Below are 15,279 nucleotides of genomic sequence, written 5' to 3'. Positions count from 1 at the left end.
CATGGAGGCCGTGCCCGCACCCCTGACGAAGGCCAAAAGACCGGGCGCCATTCTTTTCATGTGCGGCTTCAACGTCATCCGTTCGCCGATGGCGGAGGCCATTGCAAAGCGGCTGCTGCCACCCGATATTTACATCCAGTCGGCGGGTGTACGCTCCGGCGAGCGCGATTCTTTCGTGGATGCGGTACTGGAGGAGGTCGGGCTTTCGATCGGCCGCCACCAGCCGCGTACGCTGGAGCAACTCGAGGATGATTTTTTCGACCTGATCGTCACGCTGACGCCGGAAGCCCACCATGCCGCGCTGGAATTGACCCGTTCAAATGCCGTGGACGTGGTCTACTGGCCGACCATGGACCCGACCGCTGCGACGGGCACCCGTGACCAGATGCTGGATGCCTATCGGCAGGTTCGCGACCATCTCTGGAAGTTGATCGACGAGCGCCTTTCCGGCATCAGCCGGCATCCGGCCGAGACCGCCTGAAACCGCTCGCCGCAGGCCGCTTGAAACGACATTGAGAATAGCGCTCAAGCGAGGTTCACAAAGCGGACATGATTGTGTAGTTTCCGCGCAAATTTCCGGGCGGGCGCGAAAAGCGTTGCCGGCCCAAACCAACACAGGAAGAAAAACTATAGATGGCTAAAGAAGAAGTCCTCGAATTCCCGGGCGTCGTGACCGAACTCCTGCCCAACGCGACGTTTCGCGTGAAGCTGGAAAACGAACACGAGATCATTGCCCACACGGCCGGCCGCATGCGCAAGAACCGTATCCGCGTTCTGGCCGGCGACAAGGTGCTCGTCGAAATGACACCTTACGACCTGACCAAGGGCCGCATCACCTACCGCTTCAAGTAATCCTCATCATCCGCGGCGGGCTCTCATGGCGCTGGAACAAAAGCTGATACTGGCCTCCGGTTCTCCGCGCCGCCTCGACCTCCTCAACCAGGCCGGCATTACGCCGGCGCGGCTGATGCCGATGGATATCGACGAGACGCCGAAGAAATCCGAACATCCGCGCTCGCTCGCCCGCAGGCTTTCGACCGAAAAGGCAGAAGCGGCGTTGGCGGGGATCAGAAACGATCCGGCTTGGCGGCACAGCTATATCCTGTCGGCCGACACGGTGGTCGCCGTTGGCCGCCGCATTCTCGAAAAGACCGAATATACGCAGGAGGCCTCGTCGGCCCTGCACCTGCTCTCCGGGCGCGGCCACTGGGTCTATACCGGCATCTGCCTGATCACCCCAGGCGGCCAGTTCCGCCAGAAGGTCGTGCAGACCAAGGTGCGCTTCAAGCGGCTTTCCACCCGCGAGATCGAAAACTATATCGCGTCCGGGCAATGGCGCGGCAAAGCAGGCGCCTACGCGATCCAGGGTATTGCCGGATCGTTCGTCCAGAAACTCGTCGGCTCCTACACCAATGTCGTCGGCCTGCCGCTTTTCGAAGTGACCGGACTTCTGGCCGGCGAAGGCTTCGACGTGGTGGCGGCCTGGCCGGAGGGCTGATAGAGGCGGATTCAGACGGCGCCGATGGAGCAACCCGAAAGGTGCTCCGGCTGCGCCCCCAGGGTGTCATCGGTGTTGGAAGGCTGCCGAATGCGCCATGCCCCTGTAGAAAGGAGTATTCAAAAGATGACATCAGAACCGATCAAGACCGGCGGCAAGGTCGAGCCGCTTAGGAAGACGAGGCCCTGCCCGGAATGCGGCAAGCCGTCGGCGCGAGACCACTATCCCTTCTGCTCCGACCGCTGCCGCACGCTGGACCTGTCGCGCTGGCTGACGGGCTCCTACGCTATTCCCGTCTCGGACGACGAGACCAAGGCCGACGGTTCGGACGATTGAGCCGGCAGGTCGCGCCTGTTTTTGTTCAGGAAATCGCGATTTTCGCAAACCTGTCAAAAAAGTGGTCTCTGGCGCTGGACAAGGCCGAACAAGATGTTATAACCCCGCTCGCTCCGGGGGATACGCCCCCGCCGGCCTCGGGCCGGAAGGCTTCATAGGCCTCGATGCCCGGATAGCTCAGTTGGTAGAGCAGCGGATTGAAAATCCGCGTGTCGGTGGTTCAAATCCGCCTCCGGGCACCATTTCTCCTAAAGGAAATCAAGTAGTTGGCTCAGTTGAGCTTTTTAGCGTGTTGCGCCCGTGTTGCAAAAGATTCCCAATGATTTCAACGGGTGTGTAGGTGTTGCAAACAAGTCCGTGCAACACGTTTGCAACATGGCAACTAGCTAAAAGCCACCCTGCAGAACACTGCGGCAAAAGGCCTAAGTCAAAGAGCGTAGGCGTACCCCAACGCCGCCCGTGGTGGTCTCGCCGTCGGACAGCAAGATCACGTCCTTCTCTAGAACGGCGCGAATCGCGTCGAGCGTGGATTGCTTTGCGTCTGCGCCGTTTTCAATCCTTGTGATCGTATTCGCTGTGACTCCTGCGGCTGCCGCCAATTCTCGGACACCCAGGCCAACTGCGGCGCGGGCCATTTTCAACTGAATCGATTTCATATTGATACCCTGTACAAATGCATGGTGACATTGATACGAAATCGGTTGTCGTATCGGTACAGCGTACAAACTCGCTGTGACAAACGCAACACGAGGAGCCGCTCAATGACCATCTATGCCCCCACGACTTTCGCCGACAGAACTTTGCTGCCACGTGCGTTGATCAAGAGACCTCGCAGAACCTACACCGCCGCCTACACCTTCAACATCAGCCAACTGGTCACATTCGGCGGCACGACGTGGACGGTCGTCGATCGCCAACGCACCACTAACGGCAACCAGCTTTATAGCCTGTTCAGACCGGGCGACATTAGCCCCTTTCGGGTGGTCCTCGGCCGCGCCCTTGCGGCAGCGCCGAGCGATCCAGTAGAAGCCGACCGCCTGTACAAGGTCTACCTCGCTGGGCTCCGCATGCGGCGGCGAGATGAACGAATTCGATCCCTGCTGGCAAGCCAGCGGGGTAGTGCCGGCGCTTGATAACGTCGGTGCGGCCGGGGCGCGTTGCTTGGACACAGCGCGTTCCGGTTCCCTTTCAGAACGGCGGCGACACCACCATCGTGGGCCACCAACCCTACGCCACGTTCCGCTGCCGGCGATAGCTGGCGCGACGCCCTCTCCCTTGCCCGGGAGAGGGCTTTTTTTAATGAGATAGGCGAACCGGCCCGAAGTGAGTTTTGACAAAGAGGAACGATCAAGTTTGGTTCTGGTTTAATCCACATTGACGCTAGCGGAGACTACCATGTGGGCAATCCTGATCGGTGCCGCCCTAATAATCGGCGGACTTCTTCTTCTCTTTTCGTCTGCACTTGGTCGAAGACCGAGTGATCCGCATCGAATGCCGCAAGGCGGCGGCACGCTTGAGCCACGGCGCCAGGGCCTCAGGTACCTGGGAATATCGAAAAACTGGCCAGGCCTAGCCATAATCGCGGCAGGCGCACTTCTGTTGGCTCTGGGTGGTTATTCGTGACGCTCGACACGCTTGACCGCGCCAAAACGCTGAAATAGCTTTCCAATAACGCCTCACCAGCGCCACCACCACAGAGGAGACATCGACAACGTTGTCGGCAACCTTGCCGACGGCATATCTGTGTTTTCGTTGGAAAAAGGTGTTGCATGGCAGAAGACCAACTCCCGGCCTACTCGACGGGCTGATGTCGCCCCCAGCAGATTTCCGAACGTATCAAGGCATCGGCCGGCGTCACGCTTGCCCCGCGCACAATATGGGAGAAGGCTCGCCGCATAGGCGTTGTGAAGAAGATCGGCAGATCCATGCTGATCCACGTCGACGACATTCCGAAGCTGCTTGAGCCGGAGTCCGAGCCCAATCCGTGGCCTCGTTCCGGGAAGCCTGCTGTGTACCTGCCGTCGGGCCCACGTAGCAGCACAGATCGAGCGTTGGCGCTGCTGAAGAAAAACCGGAAGCGGCAGAAGGATGACTGATTTCCTCTCGAAACTCCCGCTTTTGCAACCGACATCGCCATAGCTATTGTTGGGAAGGCTCGAGCCGCGGAGTGGAAGCGGAGCAACTTGCCGCTCCTAGAGGCTAAAGGCTTTCCTAAGTTCGACCATATCCACGGTGGCCGGCCTGTTCCGCTGATCAGGCATTACTACGACTGTTATTTTGGTCTGGCCAAACCGGTTGCCCATGCCTGGCCGACGGCGCGGACGCCATTGATGCGGGCCGTCCAACCTTTACCGAAGGTCGACCAGATCTTGAGCGCCCTCAGGAAAGCGCGACGGCGATCAATGATCGCTGCGACCACGGCGTCGTTGTCGTTGACCGAGGAAGCAACGAGCAGCGTCCCCGTGCCGAGGTTGCCGTCGATCGCGCCCTTGTACAGGCCCATCGCCTGAAGCGCGCGCTGCAGCCATTTCACGGACTGGACGACGCCGGAATTCACGGCACCGTCGAATACGACCTAGGAGACCCCGGCCGCCAGCCTGTCGCCCTTGATCTCGTTCCAGTATTTTTGACGGTAGATCGCTTGCAGCTCGATGCTGCTGATGTTTTTGACTGACCAGGTCGGGGCGCCGACCGACCGGCGATACTCGTCATAGACGCGCTGGGTGACACCCTTCATGGTCGCGCAGCCCGGATCTTTCGGATGGTTCGAGAACCCGCCCTCGTGAACGAGCACCTTCTGCAAGGACCTCTGAAATTCGTCTACCATCGCTTGATCTTCCAGCCGTAAGAGATGGCCGGATAATCGGCGTCAGGGGGAAAAGGCGCAAAGCACAGAGGAATAGCGGAGGCAATGAACGGCGAATGTTATCATGGATGGTAGGTCTGCACGGTTGTGGCTGCGGCGGTAGGTGTGTATTTCTCATCGCGATCCAAGGGGACGCATCGCATGTCAAACGCCATCAGCCGCTTACGCACGGCCTTAAGCAACTGGAAAAAATCTCGGCGAAGAAGGAAGCAGCGGGAACGCATCGCTATGGCCCATCTCTTGCCGAGCGTGAAACTGGCGAAGGCATGGGCTGCGCAAGAAAAAGAACCGTCGAACTTCTATTACAAACTGACGCCAGGCAATCGGGACCAGCTGATCCAGCTGATCTCGACAATCACGGGCGGAGGATACTCGGCCATAGAAGGATTCGTTGCCGAGCTGGAGCAGGATGACGAGCTTCGTCTTCACCTCGAAACTCAACTCAAGAACACTGGCTACGGAAGAGACATCGAAATCGACTATGGCCGCAGACTGGGATGGTACGCCTTCATCCGCATGACAAAGCCGAGAACGGTAATCGAAACCGGTATCGATCACGGCGTAGGATCGTGCGTTATCGCAAGCGCCTTGCTCCGAAACGCGGCGGATGGGCATCCTGGACGATACTACGGAACGGAGATACGGCGCGAAGCTGGGAAACTCTTCACCGGAAAATACGCGACTACGGGGGAAATCCTATACGGTGATTCCATCGAGTCGCTTAACGCCTTTACTCAGCCGATCGATATGTTCATCAACGACAGTGATCACAGCAGCGAATACGAGTACCGTGAGTATCAGGCGATTGCCGACAAACTATCGGACAGCGCGATCATTCTTGGCGATAACGCCCACGTGACAGATTGCCTATCTCGCTTCTCGCGCGAAACTGGTAGGAAGTTTCTGTTCTTTTCGGAAAAACCGAAAGATCACTGGTATCCCGGCGCGGGTATAGGCGTGTCCTTCGGAGAAAAGAGGCTACAGTAGGTTAGGCCACGTCACCGCATCGGCTATCGCCTGCGCGGCTTCGACCGTGTGCTGTGCGTCGATAGTTGTTTTCGTTCCTAGCCTTGAAGCTTCGATCGCCGCGCCGATCTGTTGCCACTGCGTAAAGGCAGTGTGGACGATTCCAGCAACTTCACCGATTGTCGGCGCGGTAATTCCGATCTCAGCAGAAAGCAGCGGATAATCTGATACGACAGGATCAGCCGCTGCAAGATAGTGAGCTGCTTCATCCGCCTTCTGAATGTATGTCATCGCCGGACCGGAGCCATCTTCGGTGCCCCTCATGGCGCCGCTGCAGCGAAAAGTTCCAGAAATCCACGAACAAGCGAATGATGCCGAATGCCTGCTGATGATGCTCCGTGGCCATATTGACGCATCAACGTTAATGCAAAAGGACGCACTTGATGCTTCAGCGTTAACGCAGTAGCATCGTAACGCTTCGGAAAGCGTCCTAACGCATGCAGCGTCAAAGGAGACTCCTATGCCTGTCATTACCGTTGCGAACCCCAAAGGTGGGGCCGGCAAGTCGACGACGACACTTGTTCTCGCAACCACACTGGCCCAGCAGGGCGCTAGCGTCGTCATTTTGGACTGCGACCCGAACAGGCCGATCGAGGGCTGGAGGCGGGGAGCGTCAAGGAACCCTGTCATCGTCGACGGTGGGGTCAACGAGAGCACCATCACTTCCAAGCTCGACGAATACCGAAAGAAATACCAGTTCGTGTTCGTGGACCTTGAGGGCACAGCCAGCCGGCTAATGTCTCGGGCGCTCGCCAGGGCCCAGCTGGTCGTCATTCCCATTCAGGCCAGCCCGACCGACGCCGAGCTGGCAGCGCGGGCCATCCATCTCATTCAAGAGGAGGAGCAGGCTTTCGAGAAGACGATCCCCTACCGCATTCTGTTCACGAGGACGTCGCCGGCGATCGCCACCAAACTCGAAAAGCAGATTACCAGCCAGCTCGCGGCGGGGGATGTGCCGACGTTCCGCAACCATCTGTACGAACGGTCGGCGTACAAGGCGCTCTTCTTCCACCAGCTCGACCTGGTCGAGCTCGATCCATCCGAGGTGAACGGGCTGCCGGCGGCCAGGGACAATGCTCTGCGGCTCGCTGAGGAACTCGTTGATCTCGTCGCCAGCGTGAGGGCAGCAGCATGACCGGTAAGAACCTTGGCTTTGGCAAGCTTGCCGATATCAAGCCGGACACCGAATCTGAACCTGGGATCTCAGATCGGAAGATCGATGAAATCGGCGATCGCCACGGGTTCATGGCCCGCGAACCGGTCCAGAAGTTGAGCCGCCGGAAGCCAGCAGAGCCATCGGCCAACCTCAATATCCGCCCGTCGATCACCACGTTCAATCGTTTCCTGCAATTCTGCGAGCGGAATCGGATGTCGTATCCCGAGGGGCTGAAGGAACTGATGGACAGGGCAGGGGTATGATTGACGCAGCAGCGTTGACGCACATGAACGCGTTTGGGAACAATTCTCCGATTCCGCTCCACGGTCGGGGCGGATAAAGATCCACGACCTGATTTATAGACAAAAATACGCGTACTGGTTCTCAAGGTGCCCAACCTTCGCGCCTATCGTGAAGCTTGTCATTGGATCCCATTGGCGGGCCACATGAGGAAGCGTCGAAATTGAACTCGTTTGGTCGGCCGAATCGAAGCCGGCAGCCCGGGTTTCAGTTCGGCTTACGCCCCTTGCAGTCTTTCAAGGTGTTCCCTGCAGACCTGGTCCACCCGTTCCAGCAATACGGCGGCCCGCTCTCCCAGCCATGAGAGGGCCTCTTCACTGATCTCGTAGTGTTTCGAGTACCGCGCCTTCACATAGGCTTCGTTCAACGTGTTGAACCAGGCGCGCTCGCGGTGCTGATCGCGCGGAAACGCTTCGGCCAACCGCCGGTCCTGTTCCTCGGCAAGCGAGCGCAGGAACTTGATGTTGTGGGAAGGCGGGCCGTAGTTCGTGAGGGTCAGCAAGATGCACGAATAAGCCTGCTCAAGCGATTGATGCATAATGAACGCGGCTTCGTTATAGTCCTTCTCATTCAGGCAGAACATCGATACCTTGTGGAGCTTCGAGGCGCTCCTGAACCGATGTTCAAAGTGATCTTTCGCAACCCTCAGCCGATCCGCCGGTGACAGCGGTTGCGGCTCCGCCAGCGACTCGTCATCCAGTTCGTAAAGGACGATGCCTTCCTTGCGGATGTCGGAAAAGAAGTACTGCCCCTCTTTGAGGTAGGTATTCACCTCGCGCCTGGAATGGACGATGAAGCTGACCGGCGTTTCGATCGACGTGTCGCGGATCAGCCGGTCGGCGGCCTTGTACCAGTAGTCGGCGAATTCGCAGAGCCTGCGGTCGTTGACGATGACCAGCAGATCGAAATCCGACCGGTAACCCTTCATGGTGAACGGCTCGTCGACCCATCCACCCTTGGCATAGGAGCCGAACAGGATGATCTTTAGGATCCGGCCGCGCTTCTTGAAGTCGGCCGTCCCCTGTTTCAGGGCGTCCTCGAATTCCTCGTGGAGGATCTCCAGAACCTGGGCCAGTTCGCGCTGTTTGCGCGGTGGCATATGATCGAGGGATGACTTCATCATGAACGGCGATGACCTCAGGAAGGACTGGGGCGACTGGTGCAATACGACTGGTTGCGTCGCTTGTTTCTACACACACCGCAGGGCGCGGGGAAGCAGGGATCGCAAGACCGGCCGTGCACACCGCTCTTCTAGTTTCAACGTATCGCGTCGTGCAGCAGTCGCATGACCTCTTGGGCATTGATCAGGTCGTGGCAAGCCGCCGTCCGGATCGTTGATCGAGCGCAACCGGCCAAGCTGCGCGTAATTGCAAGTTGAAGCGGAGCTTGAGGAGGGGCCGGAGCCTCACCAAAAGAGATCCCGACCGCATTCCTCACTTGCTGCGATTGGACAGTATGCAGATATCTTTTATACGCCGAGTGATCAACAGGGCCAAGGCCACCAGCCGCCTTCTCGCGACGACATGGTGTGCGCTTTTATCGCTGAAACAAGTGTAAAATCGCACACCCGTCTTTAAGGCGCACATAGCTTCATTCCGCCCCACGCTCCAGAAGACTTCGATCCGGCCACCCTGCCCGCTGGCTCCGGTTTTGCGCCGGCGGGGTTTCGACGGAGCGGATGCCGCGTTCGCCAGCGGCAAAATCGCTCGGGGCGAGTGCCCTCGCGATGCCGTGCTACTGGGAGCACCGGGCGACGTTCACGAGCCGGTTAAACGGCTTGCCCCGCACTGCTGCAGCTCCCGGCGCTAGACGAAGCCGTTTGGAAAGCTCGTATCACGAGGGGATGGCGTGACTGGCGCGATAGCGGACTGCGCAATCAGACGATGAACGACGGCTCGTCGAACGAACCGGTTCAAATCGCCGTTGCTGGCCTGGTCGAGCGTCTTCAGCGAGTAACCCTCGTCGAGTGCTGACTGTCGTAGGCGGCCTGAGAGGGAAACCACATCATCTGCCAAGACGTTGGTTCGCTCTGAAATCCAGTCCTCCAGCCAATCGTCGATGATACGCATATTGTCACCTTCGAAAACTCATTCCGGCTCGACAAGGCCATAATTCCTGGAGCGGCATTGGGTTCCGGCACCGGCCCCTTCCTCCAGCCCCGCTCCCTCCTCGTTCATTTGCTGTACAGGTCGATTGCAGACAATGGCGGCTCCAGATCGGATAACATTCAGTCGTGAGAATGGAGGCGCAGACTGTTGGATGCTCGCTGCAAAGAAATTTTCACCGCCTACATTGACCGTGAATACGGCGACTCGCCATTGGCTATTGAGGAAGCGCTTTCCTTGGCCTTCGAGCAAGGCACTCAGGCGGCGAAGCACCGAGGAGATGCTAGCTCCTGTCCCTACAGCGCAGTTTCTGACCCAGAGCCTTTTCTGGCTTGGGTGGAAGGTTTCGAGTGCTGTTCTATTCGATGAGCCTGCTGCCGGACGCGCGGTATCGGGATGGCTACAAATACGTCGGCCGTGTCGGGACCGGCTTCCGGCACGACGTCGCCCCATCGCCGAAGAAGCAGCTCGACAAGCTCACGAAGCTGTCGTTGGTGAAGGCGCCGGGAAGAAGCTGGAGCTGACTGCTCCGGCGCTTGCCGCCGAGATCGAGTATCGCGCGTGGACGAATGACGAAAAGCTGCGGCACCCGTCATTCAAGGGGCTGCGCGATCCCGATGATATTTCCGACGTTCACCGGCTGCGGGATCAGGTTGTGGCACGATTTCCGGCCACTCGGACTGGAACAAGTTTTTGCGTTTGGCAGATTGATTTCTCGTCAGGATAGAATATCGCTTAGGAAAATCTCAGCCGGGGGTAGATGATGAGAAATATGATTGCCGCTTTCACGCTTGCCGTGTTTTCCATCGGGGCAAGCGGACTGGCGGAGGCTTCCGACAGTTTCAAAAAGCAGTCCCTCTCCAGAACCGTCATGAGCGGTGTCCGGACAAAGCTGGGCCAGCACTGGCATATCAACAACGATTGCAGTTTGGCTGACGTACCGGTTGTCCGCATCGTCGAAGCGCCCAAACACGGACGCGTCGAAATCGTCCGTCAATCGGTCTTCCCGACCTCGTCAGGAAAACTTGAGCGGTGCCGCACCGTTAAAGTCATGGGCCTGGTTGCTTATTATACCGCCAAAGCGGGCTATGTCGGAGAGGACAGTTTCGTGCTGAGATCGCCCTACGGGGATGGGAAAATCGCAGACACTACGATGAACGTGACGGTGCTGAAGTAGTGAGGTGACCATCCGCCTCCGCGACGTCGGCATGCGCGTAGCGCTGCGCGAAGTCGAGAGTCCTGATCAGGGCGTCCCGACCTTAACAACGGCAAAATTGAGAGAACGAAAACTTTTCAAAATTAATGAGGCAGTTATGAAAACTTTCAGACTTAGAGGCGCGGCAACATTTGTACAGGGACGGCGCAGAATTCCGATTTTTAGAAATGGGCTGTGCGGAGACGCAAATTTCGGCATCGATGTCCACGGCTGGAATCTGGTGGCATTTGCTACATAAGTCCGCAAGATCCACCAGCAGCGCTGCCTTCTGGGCGTCGAGCTGGTGCAACGCAACCGCTCCATCAGCGCCGCACGCATTGCGACGGTAATGCTTTCACCTGTCCGGGCGGGAAGTGCGCACGCCACCCTTTTCGTTTTCGGGTCGCTCAAGGCCACAGTGGTTCCTTCTGCCGAAGTTGCCAGTTTCTGCCCATGTAGCCAATTGGCGGCAGAAAGCATGGCACGCTTGGGCTGCAAAATGCACACCTGAATTGGATGCCGGAGCGGTTCGAACGCTGCCTGTGCCGTAAGATCCGGGGTACTGACCCTGGGGCTTCACGATGACATGTTGCGCGCCACAGCCGGCGATCTTCCACGGTACGAGTGTTGGCCGACCGTCAAACCCTCTTTCCGGCGGCATCGAACAGATGGAAGCGGGCGGCGTCGGCGGTCAGGGCCATGGTCTCGCCGATCTGGATGGCGGAGCGGCCTGGGACGCGGAAGACGACGGGACTGCCGTCGGCGGTCAGGGCATGGACGTAGCTTTCGGCGCCAACCAGTTCGACCGCCGCCACCTGGACTTCGGCCCTGACGGGGCCGGCAACGTTGCCATTGGCGATCACGATGTCCTCCGGGCGGATGCCGATCGTGGCGGCACTGTTGGGCAGTCGCGCCTCGGGCGACATCTTCCAGCCGGCGCCGTTGCCGAGTTTCATGAGGTTCATGGACGGCGAGCCGATGAAGGTGGCGACGAAAGTGGTCTCGGGCTTTTCATAGAGTTCGATCGGCGTGCCGACCTGCTCGATCCGGCCGGCATTCAAGACGACCAGCCGGTCCGCCAGCGTCATCGCCTCCATCTGGTCGTGGGTGACGTAGATCGAGGTCGTGGCGAGCGAACGCTGCAGGCGGCGGATCTCGACCCGCATCTGGACGCGCAGCTTGGCGTCGAGGTTGGAGAGCGGTTCGTCGAACAGGAAGGCTGCCGGCTTGCGCACGATGGCGCGGCCCATGGCGACACGCTGGCGCTGGCCGCCGGACAACTGGCGCGGCTTGCGTGCGAGGAACGGCTCGATCTCCAGCGCACGCGCCGCCTCGGTGATGCGGCGGTCGATCTCATCCTTCGGCGTGTTGCGGTTCTTGAGGCCGTAGGCGAGGTTCTGTCGCACGGTCATATGCGGATAAAGCGCGTAGTTCTGGAAAACCATGGCGATGTCCCGCTCTGCCGGTTCCAGTTCGTTGACCCGCTTGTCGGCAATCGTCACCTCGCCAGACGAAATGCCTTCGAGACCCGCCACCATGCGCAGAAGGGTGGATTTTCCGCAGCCCGACGGGCCGACCAGCACGATCATCTCGCCGTCTTCGATATCGAGCGATACGCCCTTGATCGCCTCGATATTGCCGCCATAGACCTTGCGGACGTCCTTCAGTTCAATTCTTGCCATTACTTCTCGGTCTCCACCAAACCTTTGACGAACCAGCGCTGCATCAGCACCACGACGATGACGGGAGGAATGATCGCCAGGATCGCGGTGACCATGACGTAGTTCCAGGGGGTTGAGGCATCCGCGAAATCGACCATGCGGCGCAGGCCGATGATGATCGTGTTCATCTTCGCGTCATTGGTGACCAGCAGCGGCCACAGGTATTGCGTCCAGCCGTAGATGAACAGGATGACGAAGAGTGCCGCGATATTGGTCGTCGACAGCGGTAAAAGGATGTCGCGCATGAAGCGGAACGGCCCGGCATTGTCGATGCGGGCAGCCTCGACCATCTCGCCCGGGATCGTCAGGAAGAACTGCCGGAAAAGAAAAGTGGCGGTGGCAGAGGCCATCAGCGGCAGCGTCAGCCCCGCATAGGTGTCGATCAGGCCGAGATCGACGATGACCTTGTAGGTCGGCAGGATGCGCACTTCGACCGGCAGCATCAGGGTGATGAAGATCATCCAGAAGAAGCCCATGCGGAAGGGAAAACGGAAGAAGACGATCGCAAAAGCCGACAGGAAGGAGATGACGATCTTGCCGATGGCAATCGCGATCGCCACCACGAAGCTGTTGAACAACAGCCGCTCGAGGCTCACCCCGACCACGCGCTCGACGCCGCCGGAGATGGATTCGGTGTAGTTCTCCATCATGTGGCCGCCGGGCAGCAGCGACAGCGGCGGACGGATGATGGCGCTCGACGTCGCCGTCGAAGCGATGAAGGTATAATAGATCGGAAAGGCAACGATAACGATGCCGAGGATCAGCATCAGGTGCCCCATGAGGGTGGCGAGCGGGCGGTTCTCAATCATCGGATCACCTCAACCATAATGCACGCGCCGCTCGACGAAGCGGAACTGGAAAGCCGTCAGCGCGATGACGATGACCATCAGCACCACCGACTGGGCGGCGGACGAGCCGAGATTGAGGTTCACGAAACCGTCGTTGTAGACCTTGTAGACGAGCGTCTCGGTCGCCTTGGCAGGCCCGCCGCCGGTCACCGAATGGATGATGCCGAACGTGTCGAAGAATGCGTAGACGGTGTTGACGACAAGCAGGAAGAAGGTCGTCGGCGCGAGAAGCGGGAAGACGATGGTCCAGAAACGGCGGCTGCCGCGGGCGCCGTCGATTGCGGCGGCCTCCAGCAGCGATTTCGGGATGGCCTGCAGGCCGGCGACGAAGAACAGGAAATTGTAGCTGATCTGCTTCCAGGCGGCGGCAACCACGACCAGCACCATCGCCTGATCGCCGTTGAGCAATGGGTCCCAGGCAATGCCATTGCGTCTGAGAAGATAGGCGAGCGTCCCCATGGCCGGATTGAACATGAACAGCCACAGCATGCCGGCAACGGCCGGCGCCACGGCATAGGGAATGATCATCATGGTGCGGTAGAAGCCCTTGCCGCGCACAACCAGATCCGCCGCCGTCGCCAGCAGCAGCGCCAGGCCCATCGAGAGCAGGGCGGTCGCGACGCTGAAGACGATCGTCACCTGCAGCGCATGAAGGTAATTCTCGTCCGACAGGATCAACCGGAAATTTGCCAATCCGACGAAACTGCTCTGCAGGCCGAACGGGTCTTCCCGCATCGCCGATTGATAGAGCGCCTGGCTTGCGGGCCAGAAGAAGAAGATGATTGTCAGGACGATCTGCGGCGCGACCAGGAAATAGGGCAGGATCTTGTTCGGAAAGACGACGCTTTGCACGGGCGGGCTCCCTTGGAATGCGAATGAGGCCGTCCGCATCGGCTGACGCGGACGGCCCTGGCTGCTTACTTGCCGATTGCCTGCTGGATCGCAGCATTGCCGCGTTCGACAACCTTGTTGAGCGCCGTCTTGGCATCCTGTTTTCCGGCCAGCATCGACTCGAACTCCTCGTTCATGATGTCGCGGACCTGCGGCAGGTTGACGAGGCGGACACCCTTTGAGTTTTCGGTCGGCGCCTTGCCCATCATCTGCAGGAGCGGCGCCTGGCGGCCGGGGTTCTTGTCGTAGAAGCCGGACTTCTTGGTGTCGTCATAAGCGGCCATCGTCACCGGCATATAGCCGGAAACCTGGTGCAGGCGGGCCTGGATCTTGGTCTGCGACAGGAAATTGAAGAACTCCGCAGTGCCCTTGTATTCCGCATCGCTCTTGCCGGCGAAGACCCAGAGGCTGGCGCCGCCGGGAATGGTGTTCTGCGGCCGGCCGGCGCCCTCGTAATAGGGAAGCTGGCCGATGCCGTAGTTCATGCCGGTCTTGATGATGTCGCCGAGACCGCCGGAGGATTCCGTCATGATACCGCATTCGCCCGACGTGAAGAGCTGCTTGGCTTCCGAAGTGCGGCCGCCATAGCGGAAGGTGCCGTCCTTGCCGAGATCGGCGATCGACTGGAAGTGCTTGACGAAGAACTCGGAGTTGACGGCAAGCTTCACGTCCACGCCGGCCAGCCCATTTTCGTTGCTGCCATAGGAGACGTTGTTCCAGGCGGCGAGATTCTCGGTCTGGATCCAGGTGAGCCAGGTCGAGGTCATGCCGCAGGGGGCCGCCCCACTGGTCTTGATCTTCTTGGCTGCCTCGAACACCTGCGGCCAGGTTTTCGGCGGGTTGGCGGCATCGAGGCCGGCCTTCTGGAAGATATCCTTGTTGTAATAGAGGATCGGCGACGAGGAATTGTAAGGGAAGGACAGCATGGTGCCGTCCGGCTTCGAGTAATAGGCGACGATGCCCGGCAGGTATTGCGACTTGTCGAATTTGTAGCCGCCCTTGGTCAGCACGTCGGCGACCGGCACGATGGCGCCCTGGGCGCCCATCATCACGCCGCTACCCGCGTCGAACACCTGGATGATCGCCGGCGGCTGCTTGGCACGGAAGGCGGCAATACCGGCATTCAGGGTTTCCGGATAGCTGCCCTTGAAGACCGGAACGATCTTGTAGTCCTTCTGGCCTTCGTTGAATTCCTTGGAAAGCTGCTCGACGACCTCGTTGTTGGCGCCGGTCATGGCGTGCCACCATTGGATTTCGGTGACGGCCATCGCGCTCGACGCCATGAGCAGCGATGTGGTTGCGGCAATTGCTGAAGCAAGAACGATTTTCATGGATGT

The 15,279-nt window shown here is 59.2% G+C and carries 24 protein-coding genes and 1 tRNA gene; 15 read left to right on the top strand and 10 right to left on the bottom strand.

What is annotated here, in order from left to right; genetic code table 11:
* The first annotated feature begins 1 nt into the window (after nt 1).
* The 5 genes from C5J26_RS09985 (at nt 2) to C5J26_RS09965 (ending at nt 2,076) form a co-directional block, all read left to right on the top strand.
* Entirely contained in the window at nt 2–481 is a 480-nt protein-coding gene (locus C5J26_RS09985) for a low molecular weight phosphatase family protein (RefSeq protein WP_105401609.1), read from the top strand.
* Between the two features lie 152 nt (nt 482–633).
* Nucleotides 634–852: a translation initiation factor IF-1 gene (infA, locus tag C5J26_RS09980; protein WP_004435948.1), complete on the top strand. Its 219-nt coding sequence runs from the start codon at nt 634–636 to the stop codon at nt 850–852.
* 25 nt (nt 853–877) lie between these two features.
* Nucleotides 878–1,498: a Maf-like protein gene (locus C5J26_RS09975; RefSeq protein WP_046607347.1), complete on the top strand. Its 621-nt coding sequence runs from the start codon at nt 878–880 to the stop codon at nt 1,496–1,498.
* Nucleotides 1,499–1,624: 126 nt separating this feature from the next.
* Nucleotides 1,625–1,834 (top strand): DNA gyrase inhibitor YacG, encoded by a 210-nt coding sequence (yacG, locus tag C5J26_RS09970; RefSeq protein WP_046607348.1) that lies wholly within the window; start codon nt 1,625–1,627, stop codon nt 1,832–1,834.
* Nucleotides 1,835–2,000: 166 nt separating this feature from the next.
* Nucleotides 2,001–2,076: transfer RNA gene (locus C5J26_RS09965), tRNA-Phe, on the top strand.
* 180 nt (nt 2,077–2,256) lie between these two features.
* On the opposite strand, the gene C5J26_RS09960 is transcribed toward C5J26_RS09965, so the two are convergent.
* Complete coding sequence (locus tag C5J26_RS09960; protein WP_105401608.1) at nt 2,257–2,490, bottom strand: helix-turn-helix domain-containing protein; 234 nt, start codon at nt 2,488–2,490, stop codon at nt 2,257–2,259.
* Between the two features lie 105 nt (nt 2,491–2,595).
* Here C5J26_RS09960 and C5J26_RS09955 point away from each other — a divergent pair, with 105 nt between their 5' ends.
* Together C5J26_RS09955 and C5J26_RS33210 are read left to right on the top strand one after the other, a co-directional pair.
* Complete coding sequence (locus C5J26_RS09955; protein ID WP_105401607.1) at nt 2,596–2,967, top strand: hypothetical protein; 372 nt, start codon at nt 2,596–2,598, stop codon at nt 2,965–2,967.
* Nucleotides 2,968–3,229: 262 nt separating this feature from the next.
* Complete coding sequence (locus C5J26_RS33210) at nt 3,230–3,457, top strand: hypothetical protein (RefSeq protein ID WP_105401167.1); 228 nt, start codon at nt 3,230–3,232, stop codon at nt 3,455–3,457.
* 649 nt (nt 3,458–4,106) lie between these two features.
* Here the strand turns inward: C5J26_RS33210 and C5J26_RS09940 are convergent.
* Nucleotides 4,107–4,391 (bottom strand): putative peptidoglycan-binding domain-containing protein, encoded by a 285-nt coding sequence (locus tag C5J26_RS09940; RefSeq protein ID WP_105401605.1) that lies wholly within the window; start codon nt 4,389–4,391, stop codon nt 4,107–4,109.
* Between the two features lie 18 nt (nt 4,392–4,409).
* The gene (locus C5J26_RS09935; RefSeq protein ID WP_105401604.1) at nt 4,410–4,661 is read right to left on the bottom strand and encodes a glycosyl hydrolase 108 family protein; all 252 of its coding nucleotides are present in this window, start codon (nt 4,659–4,661) and stop codon (nt 4,410–4,412) included.
* Between the two features lie 180 nt (nt 4,662–4,841).
* Here C5J26_RS09935 and C5J26_RS09930 point away from each other — a divergent pair, with 180 nt between their 5' ends.
* Nucleotides 4,842–5,687: a class I SAM-dependent methyltransferase gene (locus C5J26_RS09930; protein WP_080951042.1), complete on the top strand. Its 846-nt coding sequence runs from the start codon at nt 4,842–4,844 to the stop codon at nt 5,685–5,687.
* Here C5J26_RS09930 and C5J26_RS09925 read toward each other — a convergent pair.
* On the bottom strand, nt 5,679–5,990 hold the full coding sequence (locus C5J26_RS09925) for a hypothetical protein (RefSeq protein WP_172745816.1): 312 nt from the start codon (nt 5,988–5,990) through the stop codon (nt 5,679–5,681). The genes C5J26_RS09930 and C5J26_RS09925 overlap by 9 nt on opposite strands.
* Between C5J26_RS09925 and C5J26_RS32635 the strand changes: the two genes are divergently transcribed.
* From C5J26_RS32635 to C5J26_RS09915, 3 genes are read left to right on the top strand one after another with little or no spacing between them, the layout of a single operon-like run.
* The gene (locus C5J26_RS32635; RefSeq protein ID WP_172745815.1) at nt 5,989–6,132 is read left to right on the top strand and encodes a hypothetical protein; all 144 of its coding nucleotides are present in this window, start codon (nt 5,989–5,991) and stop codon (nt 6,130–6,132) included. The two genes, C5J26_RS09925 and C5J26_RS32635, sit on opposite strands and share 2 nt — an antisense overlap.
* 54 nt (nt 6,133–6,186) lie before the next feature.
* On the top strand, nt 6,187–6,861 hold the full coding sequence (locus tag C5J26_RS09920) for an AAA family ATPase (RefSeq protein WP_105401602.1): 675 nt from the start codon (nt 6,187–6,189) through the stop codon (nt 6,859–6,861).
* Nucleotides 6,858–7,145 (top strand): hypothetical protein, encoded by a 288-nt coding sequence (locus tag C5J26_RS09915; RefSeq protein WP_105401601.1) that lies wholly within the window; start codon nt 6,858–6,860, stop codon nt 7,143–7,145. Before C5J26_RS09920 ends, C5J26_RS09915 begins: the two co-directional genes overlap by 4 nt.
* Before the next feature lie 254 nt (nt 7,146–7,399).
* On the opposite strand, the gene C5J26_RS09910 is transcribed toward C5J26_RS09915, so the two are convergent.
* Both C5J26_RS09910 and C5J26_RS09905 read right to left on the bottom strand, forming a co-directional pair.
* Nucleotides 7,400–8,305, bottom strand: coding sequence for a nucleotidyltransferase and HEPN domain-containing protein (locus C5J26_RS09910; protein WP_105401600.1), 906 nt, complete (start codon nt 8,303–8,305; stop codon nt 7,400–7,402).
* Nucleotides 8,306–8,987: 682 nt separating this feature from the next.
* A complete protein-coding gene (locus C5J26_RS09905; protein WP_105401599.1) occupies nt 8,988–9,251 on the bottom strand; it encodes a hypothetical protein in 264 nt (87 codons plus the stop codon).
* Between the two features lie 386 nt (nt 9,252–9,637).
* On the opposite strand from C5J26_RS09905, the gene C5J26_RS32630 reads away from it, so the two are divergent.
* Genes C5J26_RS32630 through C5J26_RS33205 form a run of 4 tightly spaced genes read left to right on the top strand, consistent with a single transcriptional unit; the run spans nt 9,638 to nt 10,741 of the window.
* Nucleotides 9,638–9,811 (top strand): hypothetical protein, encoded by a 174-nt coding sequence (locus C5J26_RS32630; protein WP_172745814.1) that lies wholly within the window; start codon nt 9,638–9,640, stop codon nt 9,809–9,811.
* A complete protein-coding gene (locus tag C5J26_RS33640; protein ID WP_371681908.1) occupies nt 9,739–10,014 on the top strand; it encodes a hypothetical protein in 276 nt (91 codons plus the stop codon). The genes C5J26_RS32630 and C5J26_RS33640 overlap by 73 nt, the downstream gene beginning before the upstream one ends.
* Nucleotides 10,015–10,050: 36 nt before the next feature.
* Nucleotides 10,051–10,464, top strand: coding sequence for a hypothetical protein (locus C5J26_RS09895; RefSeq protein ID WP_105401864.1), 414 nt, complete (start codon nt 10,051–10,053; stop codon nt 10,462–10,464).
* Between the two features lie 4 nt (nt 10,465–10,468).
* On the top strand, nt 10,469–10,741 hold the full coding sequence (locus C5J26_RS33205) for a hypothetical protein (protein WP_245441134.1): 273 nt from the start codon (nt 10,469–10,471) through the stop codon (nt 10,739–10,741).
* Between the two features lie 379 nt (nt 10,742–11,120).
* Here the strand turns inward: C5J26_RS33205 and C5J26_RS09890 are convergent, their stop codons facing one another.
* The 4 genes from C5J26_RS09890 to ugpB form a co-directional block, all read right to left on the bottom strand.
* A complete protein-coding gene (locus C5J26_RS09890; RefSeq protein ID WP_105401598.1) occupies nt 11,121–12,164 on the bottom strand; it encodes a sn-glycerol-3-phosphate import ATP-binding protein UgpC in 1,044 nt (347 codons plus the stop codon).
* Nucleotides 12,164–13,012, bottom strand: a complete 849-nt coding sequence (ugpE, locus tag C5J26_RS09885; RefSeq protein WP_105401597.1) for a sn-glycerol-3-phosphate ABC transporter permease UgpE — start codon at nt 13,010–13,012, stop codon at nt 12,164–12,166. The genes C5J26_RS09890 and ugpE overlap by 1 nt, the downstream gene beginning before the upstream one ends.
* Before the next feature lie 9 nt (nt 13,013–13,021).
* A complete protein-coding gene (gene ugpA, locus C5J26_RS09880; protein ID WP_105401596.1) occupies nt 13,022–13,903 on the bottom strand; it encodes a sn-glycerol-3-phosphate ABC transporter permease UgpA in 882 nt (293 codons plus the stop codon).
* A gap of 65 nt (nt 13,904–13,968) precedes the next feature.
* Nucleotides 13,969–15,273, bottom strand: coding sequence for a sn-glycerol-3-phosphate ABC transporter substrate-binding protein UgpB (ugpB, locus tag C5J26_RS09875; RefSeq protein WP_105401595.1), 1,305 nt, complete (start codon nt 15,271–15,273; stop codon nt 13,969–13,971).
* Between the last annotated feature and the right edge of the window lie 6 nt (nt 15,274–15,279).

Source organism: Neorhizobium sp. T7_12 (assembly GCF_002968535.1).
Taxonomy (GTDB): Bacteria; Pseudomonadota; Alphaproteobacteria; order Rhizobiales; family Rhizobiaceae; genus Neorhizobium; species Neorhizobium tomejilense.
Note: the sequence above shows the minus strand (reverse complement) of the source record. Positions and strands in the feature narration are given on the sequence as shown.